At 35.4% G+C, this 13,426-nt stretch carries 12 protein-coding genes; 3 read left to right on the top strand and 9 right to left on the bottom strand.

The window, feature by feature from the left end; all coding sequences use genetic code 11:
* Window positions 1-9 precede the first annotated feature (9 nt).
* Together DW761_RS04065 and DW761_RS04060 are read right to left on the bottom strand one after the other, a co-directional pair.
* Complete coding sequence (locus tag DW761_RS04065) at window positions 10-1,443, bottom strand: MATE family efflux transporter (RefSeq protein WP_117516490.1); 1,434 nt, start codon at window positions 1,441-1,443, stop codon at window positions 10-12.
* Window positions 1,418-1,885: a MarR family winged helix-turn-helix transcriptional regulator gene (locus DW761_RS04060; RefSeq protein WP_117454166.1), complete on the bottom strand. Its 468-nt coding sequence runs from the start codon at window positions 1,883-1,885 to the stop codon at window positions 1,418-1,420. Before DW761_RS04060 ends, DW761_RS04065 begins: the two co-directional genes overlap by 26 nt.
* A 188-nt stretch (window positions 1,886-2,073) precedes the next feature.
* Here DW761_RS04060 and DW761_RS04055 point away from each other — a divergent pair, with 188 nt between their 5' ends.
* Window positions 2,074-2,712, top strand: coding sequence for an HdeD family acid-resistance protein (locus DW761_RS04055; RefSeq protein WP_147323302.1), 639 nt, complete (start codon window positions 2,074-2,076; stop codon window positions 2,710-2,712).
* Between the two features lie 30 nt (window positions 2,713-2,742).
* On the opposite strand, the gene DW761_RS04050 is transcribed toward DW761_RS04055, so the two are convergent.
* The 6 genes from DW761_RS04050 to DW761_RS04025 all read right to left on the bottom strand — a co-directional run bounded on the left by DW761_RS04050 (window position 2,743) and on the right by DW761_RS04025 (window position 9,528).
* Complete coding sequence (locus DW761_RS04050; protein ID WP_117516488.1) at window positions 2,743-4,332, bottom strand: amidohydrolase; 1,590 nt, start codon at window positions 4,330-4,332, stop codon at window positions 2,743-2,745.
* 64 nt (window positions 4,333-4,396) lie between these two features.
* On the bottom strand, window positions 4,397-5,938 hold the full coding sequence (locus DW761_RS04045) for an ATP-binding cassette domain-containing protein (RefSeq protein WP_117516487.1): 1,542 nt from the start codon (window positions 5,936-5,938) through the stop codon (window positions 4,397-4,399).
* A gap of 207 nt (window positions 5,939-6,145) precedes the next feature.
* Complete coding sequence (locus tag DW761_RS04040; protein ID WP_117516486.1) at window positions 6,146-7,027, bottom strand: sensor histidine kinase; 882 nt, start codon at window positions 7,025-7,027, stop codon at window positions 6,146-6,148.
* Between the two features lie 15 nt (window positions 7,028-7,042).
* The gene (locus DW761_RS04035; protein WP_117516485.1) at window positions 7,043-7,870 is read right to left on the bottom strand and encodes an ABC transporter permease subunit; all 828 of its coding nucleotides are present in this window, start codon (window positions 7,868-7,870) and stop codon (window positions 7,043-7,045) included.
* Window positions 7,863-8,777, bottom strand: coding sequence for an ATP-binding cassette domain-containing protein (locus tag DW761_RS04030; RefSeq protein ID WP_117516484.1), 915 nt, complete (start codon window positions 8,775-8,777; stop codon window positions 7,863-7,865). The genes DW761_RS04035 and DW761_RS04030 overlap by 8 nt, the downstream gene beginning before the upstream one ends.
* A gap of 88 nt (window positions 8,778-8,865) precedes the next feature.
* Window positions 8,866-9,528 (bottom strand): response regulator transcription factor, encoded by a 663-nt coding sequence (locus tag DW761_RS04025; protein ID WP_117516483.1) that lies wholly within the window; start codon window positions 9,526-9,528, stop codon window positions 8,866-8,868.
* Window positions 9,529-9,644: 116 nt separating this feature from the next.
* Between DW761_RS04025 and DW761_RS04020 the strand changes: the two genes are divergently transcribed.
* Entirely contained in the window at window positions 9,645-11,159 is a 1,515-nt protein-coding gene (locus DW761_RS04020; protein WP_117516482.1) for an FAD-dependent oxidoreductase, read from the top strand.
* 92 nt (window positions 11,160-11,251) lie between these two features.
* Window positions 11,252-11,710: a helix-turn-helix domain-containing protein gene (locus DW761_RS04015; RefSeq protein WP_117516481.1), complete on the top strand. Its 459-nt coding sequence runs from the start codon at window positions 11,252-11,254 to the stop codon at window positions 11,708-11,710.
* Window positions 11,711-11,744: 34 nt separating this feature from the next.
* Here DW761_RS04015 and DW761_RS21340 read toward each other — a convergent pair whose 3' ends face one another.
* Entirely contained in the window at window positions 11,745-13,214 is a 1,470-nt protein-coding gene (locus DW761_RS21340) for an RNA-guided endonuclease InsQ/TnpB family protein (RefSeq protein ID WP_233513018.1), read from the bottom strand.
* Between the last annotated feature and the right edge of the window lie 212 nt (window positions 13,215-13,426).

The raw sequence follows: 13,426 nt of genomic DNA, 5'->3' as shown, positions 1-13,426 counted from the left end.
AATTTACTGTTATGCTGTTTTTACTTCATCGTCAAAGACGCCTAATTCATCCCCTGCTTCATTCGCAATTTGTACGTCCAGTTTCTTCATTTCATGATGAATAAAGAAGAATACAATGATTGCACTGGAGATATCCGCAACAGGACCTGCATATAAGATACCATCTAATCCAAAAGACATTGGAAGTATGATAATTAATGGAATTAAAAGTAATAGCTGACGAAGGGAAGATAAAATACTTGCCTTCATTGGCTGTCCAGTTGCCTGGAAATAAGATGTACTGGTAATCTGGAATCCGGCAGTAAATACACCTAAATCATAAATACGCATCGCTTTAATGGCAAAATTTGTAAAGTTTTCATCCGTACTTCCAAACAACATTAGGATAATATGAGGAATCAACATAAACATCGCCCATCCCAAAGCTGTTACACCAGTGGCAACATTACTTGCGATACGATACGTCTTTTTGATACGTTTTGGCTGATTTGCCCCTTTATTAAAGCCTAAAATAGGCTGGGCACCAATACCGATTCCAATACATATAGAAATAATAATCATAGAAACCTTCATAACGATTCCCATCGCAGATAATGCAACATCTCCGGTTACACTTGTCTGATCTCCATAATATACAAGAGAGTTATTTAATACAATTTGAAGAATCGTGGAAGATAACTGTGTAATACAACTGGAAATACCAAGGGAAAATGCAGCTTTGATAATGATACCATTTGGCTTCATATGATCAAAACGTAAACGCATATTTCCTTTCTTCATGAAATAATATACTAAAATAATGGTTGCGATAATCTGTGATGTAATGGTTGCGATTGCGGCACCTTTTACTCCCCAGTGGAACACAAAAATATAGACAGGGTCAAGCACACAGTTTAATAATGCGCCTGTGACCATACTCATCATTGCGATATTTGGACTTCCATCCGTTCTCGCCATATTACTTAATCCAATACCTAATAAGTTAAATACCGTACCAATTAAAATGATGCCTGCATAATCTCTTGCATATCCCATATTCTTTGGTGTAGCGCCAAAAATGGTTAAAATTGGATCAAGGAATACCAGACCGATAACAGTTAACACAATTCCTATAACAACCAGCAGTATAAAAACATTCCCCAATGTATTTTCTGCTTCATCATCCTTTTTTTCACCAAGCTTGATGGCGGCATAAGCGCTTCCTCCAGCACCCAGCATGGTTCCTACCGCAAGGATAATCGTAACGATAGGAAAAGCAACGGTTGTTGCGGCATTTCCTAAATAACCAACACCCTGTCCGATAAATATCTGGTCAACGATATTATATACCGCATTTACCAACATGGATATGACGGAAGGAATTGCAAATTTCATTAATAATCTACCAATTGGCTGATAACCCAATGGATTTTTCGTTCTAGCTTTTTTCTCTACTGCTTCCATAACCTACCCTCTTTCTTTTACCTTTCGCATGAGCTTTTGCATTTTGAGCGATTCTCTGCATACCTTTTTCGATTTCATCTGCTTCTTCTTTACTCATACCCTCTGTGATGATTCCACGCCAGTCGGCAATCACCTGATCAATGATGGGCATCAGCGATTCACCCTTCTGCGTCACATATAAACGAATGATACGCTTATCATTTTCATCTGCTTTTCTTATGATATAGTTTTCCTGTTCCAGTTTTTTAACTGCTCTAGCGGTAGTGCCTTTATCATAAAAACCTTTCTCCGCAAGTTCTTGTTGGGATATCCCCGGATGTTTATGAATTCGCATAAGAAAAAACTGCTGTCCACTGCCGATGTGGTACGGTGCCAGCTGTTCATCATAATATATTTGTGATATTCGATATAAGATAGAAGCATATTTATTGATTCCAGGCATATGCCTATCACCTCTTTGATTTCGTTGCGCCTGCAACCGTTATATTATAGCCCAATCTTCAGGCATTCGCAAGAAAGGGGTTAAAATTTTTTACATTCAATTTTAAAAAGCTGTTGAAATCTCTTACAACCCTGGGTATTCCCCATGTTTTAGACAGTCCCCAAGCTTTGTATATCGCAATAACTTTTATGCGTATTATAATGAAAGCAGATAAAGAAAGTGGGATGTTTATGAAAATCTATTTTGATATGGACAGTTTTGATTATCCACAGGAATTACGAAATAACTGGAACAAACGCCTTCGTTCCATGCGTATCATTGCATTGTTGTTGTCAATACTGATGATGATTCTTGGTGTGGTATGTTTTCTGTATCCAGTAAAAACCATGGGCGTGTTGGAAAAGAGTGCTGCTTTTCTGATTCTGGTTGCTGGCGTTTATGAAATTATCAATTACTTTAAAACTCCAGTATACTTTCGTCAGGCATTTGAATTATTCACTGGTATCTGCAATATCCTTCTGGGATGCTTATTGTTGTTTTCTCCAGCATCACTTGGCTTATCCACCTTCAGCTGGTTATTTGCAATGATTTCATTCATCACAGGTATTGGTCTATTGCATTTTTCCAGTCAACTTCGATTTTTTGGTATCATTGGCACAAGCTGGATGGTTGTAGATGGTATATTGGCAATTCTTCTTGCGCTGCTGTTGATTATGATGCCTATGGCTGGTCCTTTGATGATTAGTAACTTACTGGCATGTTACTTATGTATCGGTGGTATCATTCTCCTTATTGAAACTATCAATTTAAAAGATCTTAAAATATAAGAGAAAAGCTTCAGGAGTTCCCCTGAAGCTTTATTTTGCCTGATAGATTATATTTCCTTCTTTTATCGTACACAATACTTTAATATCCGCCAGATCCTTTGTATCTACAGTAAGAGGATTATGATCAAGGATCACAAAATCTGCCAGTTTTCCTTCTTCTATACTGCCTTTACGAGCTTCTTCAAAGTACTGATACGCACCATAAATGGTATTTGCTTTCAATGCATCCCAAACACTCACAGCCTCCTCTTTCCCAATAGATATACCCGTTCTGGTTTTACGATTCACTGCACACCAGATACTCTTCATGATATCGCATGGTACCACAGGACTGTCCTGATGAAAGGTATAAGGAAGTCCTTCCTCTACAGCTGTTTTCACAGGGGATATCTGACATGCACGCTCATATCCAAAGTTCTCTATATGAATATCTCCCCAATACCATGTATGTGCCACAAAGAAAGATGGCATCATACCGATCGCTTTCATGCGTTTTAATTCCTCTTTTCGTACCAGTTGTGCATGAATCATGACTGCACGTATATCCTGTGCCTTTGGATATTTCTCTATGACCTTTTCAAACTGATCCACATATTGTTTAGCAGCTGCATCTCCATTACAATGTGCAATGATTTGATGATGTTGTTTCACACTTGTTTCTATATACTGATATAATTGATCATCCTGTAATGCGGGATATCCACATTGATGATCGCCTTTATATGGTGTTAACATCCATGCCGTTTTTCCCTGAGGGGAACCATCCAGAAAGACTTTGTATCCCCCTAATTTGAAGTGATGATGATAATCTTCAAAATATGGACGACAACTTTCTTCTAAATCACCAGCTTTTGCTAGATCCAGATATCCAATTATATCCTGATGAAAAATTCCTTGATCTGCAGCGGCCTTTAATAGCGCAAATAATTCTCTTGTGACCATGCCATCCTGAATGGTGGTAATGCCATAACTTGCATAAATATCCTGTGCCTGTTTCATTAAATCAAATAACTGAGAAATATCGGGCATTGGCACACGCTTTTGAAAAGTCAAAAAAGCATTTTCTTCCATATAGCCACTTAACTTGCCTTTTGCATCTCTACCATAACGCCCACCCTGTGGATCAATTATATCCTCTTTGATATCTAACAGCTTCAAAGCTTTAGAATTCGCAACACCCATGTGAGAAGAAATATGTGTGATATAAATAGGAGTATCCTGACTGATTTCATCCAGCACATAGCGATCAGGATGTTTCTTTTCTTTCAAAAAATTATGATCATATCCTGTACCAATCAACCATTCATTTTCCTTTAAACCATGTTTTTCTTGAAACTTCTTCATGAGCTTTACGATATCCGCAAAACTTTTAGCATTTGATAAATCACATAAACGAAGGGAATTCGCTACAGAAACAAAGTGACTGTGCCCATCAATAAAACCTGGCAGCATGCATGTTCCCTGTAAATCAATCACCCTGCTGTCTTTTCTTTGATATGTAAATGCTTTTTGCTTATCTCCCACAAAAACAATCTTGCCATTTTCCTCAACAACAGCCTCTGCGCTGTTCTGACCTTCCTTCATGGTAAGAATATCTCCATTTATATATATGACATTCATAGTCTTCCTCCTTGGATCAGATATACCCTGTTCTTATGATGCCAGATTTTGACGTTTTTATGAATCACTTGATTTCTTTGATTTGAATATGTTTCTCTTGTATACAATATTGACGATGAAAGACTTCCTGTATTAATTTTCGATCATGAGATACTGCAATGATACATCCATCAAATGTAGATAAAATCCTTCGAATGGTAGGATTGGTAAGCGGTGAAAGATTTCGTGTAGGCTCATCCAATAATAAAACATTGCTTTTCTTTTTGATTGCCTGAATGAGATAAAGCTTTGCCTTTTGTCCTTCACTTAACTCATGAACACAGTGCTCCATTTCATCTCTGGTAAATTTCATCCTGCCTAATAATTCACGAACCATTGTGATCTCTTCCCAATCGCCTTCCTCTGTTAAAAAGGATACTGGTGTATCATTTGGATGGAATAAATCAGCATAATTTTGGGGCATATAGCACAAGCGTATATCCTGACGACTTTGTAGTAATTGATAAATCTGTTTCATCAACACACTTTTTCCACAGCCGTTATTACCTGTTATCACGATTTTATCTTTTCCATAGATTTGTAAAGGCACATCATAAATCAGTACCTTATTTTCTATCTGAATATCTTTGATCATCGTATCTAATATGACTTTTGTGGCTGGCAGTCCACATGGTGGAAAATAAACATCAATCGCTTCTTCCACACTGTCCACATGCGAATAACTTTCTGTATCAAAACGACGTTCTAATGCTTTGATATTTTTCATTTTCTTTTTCAGCAGTCTTGCCTGCCCTGGATTTCTCACCGTATCATTTAATGCGTCATGAACAGCATTCATCTGATCATTCAGCCTGATTTTCTTTTTCATATATTCCTGTTTTTCTTTATGCGCTATCTGAAGCTCTTTTTCTCGTTTCTGATAACGTTCTTCTACATATGTCGAATATTTTCCACGATAAATATTCGCTTTTGCTTTTGTTTTCTTATTCAGCTGTTCTAGATGAATCAATACGTCTGCACACTCTTCTAATAACGTTTCATCATGTGAGATAAACATCACCGGTATTGTTAATGACTTAATGAATTGCTCCAGCCATTTTAATGTTTCCATATCTAAATCATTCGTTGGTTCATCCAGCAATAATAAATCCATTGGTTCATGCATCAGCTTCAACAATTGAAGCTTTACCTTTTCTCCACCACTTAATGATCCTACACACTGATTTCTTTGTATAAAATCCCCAGGGAGAAACAATCGCTGACACATTTTTTCATATGCTAATAATTCATTATACTGGTGTGGTTCAATTTCATCTTCCACATCCTTTTTCAACAGATATTCATAAAGCTGTGCATCCTTCCATTTGGGATGTATGTGTTGTTCAAAATATGCGATATTTTGAAAATCTGTTACAATGTCACCTTCGATAACCGTATAGTCTTCTATTAATATTTTATCTTTGATTGCTTTTAAAAGCGTTGATTTTCCATTCCCTTCTTCACCGATAATTCCTACTTTATCGTTATTTCCTAGGGAATAATTAAAATTCTCAATTAATATATGATTTTTTAAATCCTTAATGGTTAAATTTTTTATTTGCAGCATAAGATGCACCTCCTGTTAGAGGCTATCGATAACAATGACATTGGATACAACGAAAAAAACAGCTATGATATTTTCGTGATCTGTTGAATAATCATTGGTTATCTATACATCTTATCACTCCTCACTCTAATGAGTAGTTTAACAAAACTCACTTCATTTGTCTACCATTTTTGAAATAAAATCACATAGAAAAGACATAACACATGGTTATGTCCTATCATGGAATAGTAGATGAATATATAAAATATCCTTTTTATAATTTGCATATATTTCCCCATGCATTTGTTCACATAAGCTTTTCGCTATAGATAAACCAAGCCCTGTGGACTTCATCCCATTTTCTACTGTATAAAAACGGTCAAACAACTTGCCAACCGTTGTTTCATCAAGTGCTGGCGCATGATTGGAAAAAATCATTTCTCCAGTATTAAGTAACTCTATTTTAAAATCTCCAGTGCTGTATTTGATCACATTGCTCACGATATTATTTAAGATACGAGAAAGTGCATTTTGATTGATATACACTTTGATTTCCTGTTCACAAAACACAATTTCCGGTGTAATATGACATCCCTTCAAAGATGCATAATTGGCAGATAAACATTCCTCAATCGCCCGTTTTAATTCCACTACTTCAAAACTTTCTTTAGCTTCACTTAGAAAAACAGAATAATGAAACAATTCTTCTGTTAACTGCTTCAATGCATCCATGCGTCCTTTTATGATATGAATATAACGTGCTGCGTCCTCAGACTTATCCTCTTTCTCTAATAAATCCAAATATCCATATACCGCAGTTAATGGTGTACGAAGATCATGAGAGATATTTGTAACAGCATCTTTTAATTCCAAATCGCCCTGTTGATAGCGCTGGCGTAATTCACGTAAATGAACCAGTTCAACATTTAAACAAGCAGTCAGTTCCTCTATTTTTTTATCATGGGAAGATATCGAAATTAAAGTATTGGTATCATGATGAAGCTTATCCATGACGCCTGTTTGTATCTCTTTCATTGATTGACGCATCCAATGGATTTTATAGCACAATAATAAAATTATGATGATACATAGCAATAATAGATACATCATGATACCACCTCGTTTCTATTTTAAATCTTTTTGTTTAAACAGATATATACCAATTCCACTAGAAATGATACTAATCATGCCAGAATATATCATCAACACAACTGGTTTTTCTATCTGCATAGAAGCACACTGAACCACCTGATCACCAGGTAAAAAATCATTTAAGAACGCATATACATCACGTTTTGTACCTTCTAGATAATTAGGATTTAATTCTTCTTTTTCTTCCATTTCTCCATCTTGTAAAACATTATAAGCAGGATACATTTTTGGTTCTTCTAAACGGGCGTTGATATATATTCCAATCATGATCAAAATAAACACACTCATCATACATACAATCGAAGATATTGCTTTACTTGAACTAATCATGGACACCGCTGTATAGATACAGGTGAATGCCAGACAAAGTATATAAGCCAGACAAACAATCTGTAAAACATAGGAAACATCTGATTTAAAAAAGCCTAGCAAAGGTATTCCTACACATAAATAAACTATTATGAATATGGTACAAAGCAAAAACATCACAATCGCATTGGTTATCAGATTCGACAAATAAATATCTAATCGCTTATGTCCAATCATGATCTTATTGCGAATAGTGCCATCACTGTATTCTCTTCCCACAAATAAGCTACAAAAGATTGCCATTAAGATGGGCACAAATATTGCATATACACTAAATCCACCTTCTAAATAAGTGATATATCCTGTATGCTTCATTCCAACATATCGTATGATGGGATATATAACTGCGACAACGATCATATAGATGACACAGCCCCAAAAACATGTATTTTTTCTAAGACGCAGGAAATTTGCGGACAATAATTTATTCATGTCGGCCACCTCCCACCAGATTAATATAATAATTTTCTAGACTTTCATCATGTTCATTGATTCTATCGATGATACAGCCTTCCTCCAAAAGCTTTAATGTTAATTCTGTGACATTAATTTTTCCATAAATATCTGCTTCTTTTGTGGATAATATTTTATAGTCCATATGCATATCATCCAGAATACGGGAAAGAATCGCTGTATCTGATACCTGTATACGTACACATTTTCTACAGGCAGCTTCCAAATCTTTTGCACTGATTTCCTTTACAATCATTCCATGATCTATAAAGCCATAATGTGTAGCAAGTCTGGATAATTCATCAAGAATATGACTGGATATCAAAATTGTGATTTGATATTCTTTATTTAATTTTAAAATCAATTCTCTGATTTCAATAATACCCTCCGGATCAAGACCATTCACAGGCTCATCTAAAACTAGAAAGTCTGGGTTGCCCGCAAGTGCAATCGCAATGCCCAGCCGTTGCCGCATGCCTAAAGAAAAATTTTTCGCTTTCTTTTTTTCTGTCTGATCTAATCCTACCAGATGAAGCAGCTTGTTTATGCCATCATCTGATGGCAAACCTAAGATGCGATATTGTTCCTTTAGATTATCCCTTGCACTCATATCTAAATATATGGAGGGTGTTTCCACAACTGCGCCAATTCTTTTTCGTACGTCATGAATTTTCGCATCATCATGTGCTACGCCATATAAAGAAAAACTTCCCTTGGTTGGTTTTTGTAAACCACATAATAAACGAATCAACGTTGTTTTTCCTGCTCCATTCTTTCCCACAAACCCATAAATAGAACCCTTTGGGACATGCATATTCAAATGATTTAACGCATCAAAATGCTTATAGGTTTTCTCTAATGCATTGGTTGTAAATATATATTCCATTTCTTATACCTCCTTGTTTTCACAGCCTTATTATATAAATAAAAGGTTAAGGAAGCAGTTAAGAAAAACGTTAAGAAATCGTAAAGAATCAGTTTTCTTTCATTTTAAATCCAATTCCCCATACTGCCTCTATATATTCTTGATCACTTACACTCCGTAATTTCTTGCGCAAATTGCTGATGTGTACTTTCAAAGAACTTTCTACACAATCCAAAGTATCCATACGAATTTCATCTAATATATTTGATTTCGTATATACCTGGGATGGATTCTGCATTAACAATTTTAAAATGGCATATTCTGTTTTCGTAAGCTTGATTTCCTGTTTAAGTACATATACTTTGTGTGTCTGTAAATCTAATGTAATATCATGAAAATGAAAAATATGAGATGTTGGAGATTTTATCTTTCTTAGCTGTACAGTGATTCTTGCAAGTAATTCTGCCATATCAAATGGCTTTGTGATATAATCATTTGCACCTTGTAGTAATAAATTTACTTTATCAGATGTATCCACTTTGGCACTCACAACAATAACCGGAATCGAAGCCATCTTTGGCAGGATTTCCTCCCCATTTAAACCTGGCAGCATTAAATCTAGTAATATCAAATCAGGATGCTGTTTAGATAAATAAAGAAGTGCTTCCGTACCAGAATATGCTCTTGCGACATCATATCCTTCCTTCACTAAAGTTTCCTCTATTACATTTCCAATATGTATATCATCATCAATGACTAAAATCTGCTTCACAGAATACCACCTCGTTATTCATTACATAAAGTATATCGGTTTCATTATGATAATTCAACTATATTATCTATTATAAAATCTTTGAAAAAGGCCATACTGTGAGCAGAGGTGATTTCATGAAAGAATCCTATTGGATCAAACACACAAAATGTGATAAACATTATCCTAAAGTCGAACAAGATTTATACACCAATATTGCGATTATTGGTGCTGGATTAACCGGCCTTACAACTGCTTATTATACCAGTAAAGCTACATCAGAAATCATGATTTTTGAATCTGATCAAATTGGTTATGGAGCGAGCGGAAGAAATACTGGCAAAATAACGTTCCAACATGGACTGTTATACCATACATTAATTGAAAAGTATGATCGTATCTTTGCGAAACGCTATTATAAAGCACAACATGATGCGATGATTTCCATTGACGCAATAATTAAGGAGCATCATATTGATTGTGAATATCAGAAAAGCGATGCCATTGTTTATACCAATGATGCCGCAAAAGTTGCGGATATCCAAGATGAATACCAAGCATATCTTGATTTAGATATCCCTTGTGAATACGTTCGCTGTAAAGATGAACCAACTTATATGGAAGCTGGTCTTTTAATCAAAGATCAGGCGAAATTCAATCCATATGCATACTGTTTAGGATTAAGCGATATATTGGATGAACGACATATACAGATATATGAGCATAGTGCTTTAAGAGATATGAAGCAAAAGGATGATGGTTATGAATTATCTATTAATGGATGTATTATTCATGCCAACAAAGTTGTATTCACATGTCAGTTTCCTTTTATTGATCACATGCATTTATACTTTGCCCGTATGCGCCCGATTCAGGAATCATTATGTGCCGCAAAGATCACACAGAAACAGTCAAATCTAATGATCATTAATGCAGAAAAGCCAATGCATAGTGCCAATATTTTTGAAGAAAATATCGTCATGGCTGGTAATCAGCATAAATCAGGTCAAGGTACATCGCAACAACATGAGGACTTTGAAAAAAGCTTATATGCACTATATCCAATACACGAAATCAGTGAAGAATGGTCAAATGAAGATTATTTTACTTTTGATTATTTGCCATTAATCGGAAAACTGGATAAGCACAATGCGGATTTATTATTTGCTAGTGGTTATAATGCATGGGGCAATATCACCAGCAATATGGCTGCCAAAATACTGAGTGCTTACTTATTAGATCAATATAGTAATTATGCAATGTTAACATCTCCACAACGTACTTCATTCCTTTCTTTGCCTTTCTTAAAAGAGAATATGAATACCGCTGTTCATTTTATAAAAAGCAAGCTTCAAAAGGGAGAATTTGATTATCCTTTGAAAAAAGAAGCAAAACAAATGGAAATTGATGGGCATTTATATGGTGTATATCGTGATGAACAGGATGAATTATTTATTGTGGATATCACTTGCCCGCATATGGGATGTATCTGTAGTTTTAATCATGTGGATAAAACCTGGGATTGTCCATGTCATGGGTCACGCTTTTCCTACACAGGTGAGGTTATTAAAGGACCTGCAGGATATCATTTACATGCCATTGGCGATGATTTAAATACTGTAGATCCTCATGTCACAAAAAATCGAAACTAAATTTTCTTAAGCAGCAGGGCTCTCATTTAACGAGAGTCCTGTTTTATTGACTTTATGTATCAATTGCCTTACCATGTACTTGGAGGGGTATTATGGAAAACTTTGGCATTATTATAAAAAGAAATCGAGAAGAAAAAGGGTGGACACAAAAAGAACTTGCACAAAAACTTCATGTTTCAGATAAAGCTATATCTTGTTATGAAACTGGTAAAGGATATCCTGACATCACCATGCTGCCTGCCATCGCGAGAATATTAGAACTAAATTATAATGAATTATTAGATGGTAATGAATATATTATCAATCGTAAAAAGAAACGCTTATTTATACTGAAAATAATAATTTTATCGCTTGTGTTTATTTGCCTGCTGTTCGTAATTTCAAATATGGCTACACCACACGATAGGAAATATACAATAAAAGAACAATTGATTCAAGCTGATGAATTATCAATAAATTATCTATCGCTAAAATTTTATTCTAGTCTAGGTGAACTACTCCCAGCTATAGAGCAGGGAGCTTCTGGCTTATCCATTATTTGTACAAGCTAGAATTTTTCGTATCTGTATCTGATCGTGTTTACAATTAGATACACATGACTGGTACGTTCACTGTACCTCTATACCATCGCTCTTTGAGTTTTGGCTTACATGGATATACTTTTCTTATGATATTGCTTGCGCCATTGATATCTGCATTTATCAAGATACCTTCTTTACTTCTGTACAAGCCTCGTTTTATTCGTTTCCCACTAAATGTATATTCCTTTTCTTCTTCGCCATAACAAGGTATTTGATCCTCGTCTATACTACTGGCTTTGGATGTATAGCTTTCTTCTGTTATCATTACTTTGATGCCGGCTGCTTCTGCTTTATACTTGATCATTTTGATGAATTTCTGAAATGGCATCTGCACAAAATTCTGATTGTTCTTCTTGCCTAGATTGATGTTCTGTTTCCAATCCTTATTGTTGCCGATCACGATGACTTCAACGTTTTCTTCCATACATGTATCAACGATCTTTCTTGATTTCTTATGCATGAAATCATCCATTTGATTGTTGCGTCTTCTTGTTTCACGTTTCATCCTTTTCGTTCTGATATGAGTTTCTTGTTTCTTGCCTTTTAAGTGCTCAGATTGTAAATGCGCCATGACTTTATTGTATCTTTGATTTACCGACTTTGCTTTCCTTCCTTTTACGATGACTGGCTGATGCCCTGTAGTGAAAGCAATACTTGCCAAGTTGTTGACACCGATATCGATACCAGCGATCCTTTCTGTTGTTTCTACATCTACAGTATCTTCTACAGCTTTGATCTCATATACGATCTCCATAACGATATGATCTTCTTCTGGCACCAAACGTATTTGTTTAAAGTCCTTATCCATCATATCTAATTTTCCGATATAGAATCTATCACTTGGAAATCCATGCTTCTTCACTATTTTAGGGAATTGGACATAACCACCTTTCTTATCTTTTCTGATATCACAAGATAGATTGGTAAAAGTCGCAGTTTTATAACCATTTTTGTCTGCATAATTTGGGATATGTGGTGCAGCTTTTAAGCTTGTTGGATCGTTACGATATTTCTTTAGAATTTTGAAAAAGCTATCCCAGTCACGCATCAACATCCTCAATACCTGTTGAGCTACATGAGAGTGCAATGCACGATAGTCAACTTGATTCATTACTTTGAACAGACCATCCAAAAGCTCATAGGAAACGAATCTGTTTTCTTCATTGATTTTTGAGAACATTTTACCTGGCTTTTTCTTCTTCTGTTTCGTTTTCTTATCATACAATCGTATTTCATTTAATTGATCAATGACACCATTGAGATCGTTGATCACATTCGCTTCATTAAGAAATCTATCCTGTGGAGATTTGATAGCACCACTATAAGCATTACGGATATAGAACATCCCAATATTATAGAGGTTTTTCGCAAGATGAGTCACAAGTAGAAATGGTTCATAAAACGTATGAGTAGGCTTTATAATACAGCGAAAGACACGGTAATTCTTATCATCAGGTTCTTTTTCTTTAACCATGTAAGCACCTCTTTTCTATTTTGTAATTAAGCTAATAATAGCACAAAAAGAGGAGAAATGCTTACAAAGATTATGTGGAATATTGTGATAGAAAAAGACAGAAACAAGAAGAAAGAAAAGACAAGAAATTTTCATATTGCTGCATTCACGCCCAAAGGGTGCACAGCGTGTATTCCAACTTACTTGTCGCCGTTGAAGTTGGAGTCTTCTGC

The organism is Absiella sp. AM29-15, assembly GCF_003434225.1.
Classification (GTDB): domain Bacteria; phylum Bacillota_I; class Bacilli_A; order Erysipelotrichales; family Erysipelotrichaceae; genus Hoskinsella; species Hoskinsella hominis.
The sequence above is the reverse complement of the archived record's forward strand: the minus strand, read 5'-3'. Positions and strand labels throughout refer to the sequence as shown.

Coding starts and splice junctions, on each gene's coding strand:
- DW761_RS04045 (WP_117516487.1), bottom strand. CDS start 5,938: ATGCTGCAAATAAAAAATTTAACCATTAAGGATTTAAAAAATCATATA.
- DW761_RS04035 (WP_117516485.1), bottom strand. CDS start 7,870: ATGAATAAATTATTGTCCGCAAATTTCCTGCGTCTTAGAAAAAATACA.
- DW761_RS04020 (WP_117516482.1), top strand. CDS start 9,645: ATGAAAGAATCCTATTGGATCAAACACACAAAATGTGATAAACATTAT.
- DW761_RS04055 (WP_147323302.1), top strand. CDS start 2,074: ATGCGTATTATAATGAAAGCAGATAAAGAAAGTGGGATGTTTATGAAA.
- DW761_RS04060 (WP_117454166.1), bottom strand. CDS start 1,885: ATGCCTGGAATCAATAAATATGCTTCTATCTTATATCGAATATCACAA.
- DW761_RS04065 (WP_117516490.1), bottom strand. CDS start 1,443: ATGGAAGCAGTAGAGAAAAAAGCTAGAACGAAAAATCCATTGGGTTAT.
- DW761_RS04040 (WP_117516486.1), bottom strand. CDS start 7,027: ATGATGTATCTATTATTGCTATGTATCATCATAATTTTATTATTGTGC.
- DW761_RS04015 (WP_117516481.1), top strand. CDS start 11,252: ATGGAAAACTTTGGCATTATTATAAAAAGAAATCGAGAAGAAAAAGGG.
- DW761_RS04030 (WP_117516484.1), bottom strand. CDS start 8,777: ATGGAATATATATTTACAACCAATGCATTAGAGAAAACCTATAAGCAT.
- DW761_RS04050 (WP_117516488.1), bottom strand. CDS start 4,332: ATGAATGTCATATATATAAATGGAGATATTCTTACCATGAAGGAAGGT.
- DW761_RS21340 (WP_233513018.1), bottom strand. CDS start 13,214: ATGGTTAAAGAAAAAGAACCTGATGATAAGAATTACCGTGTCTTTCGC.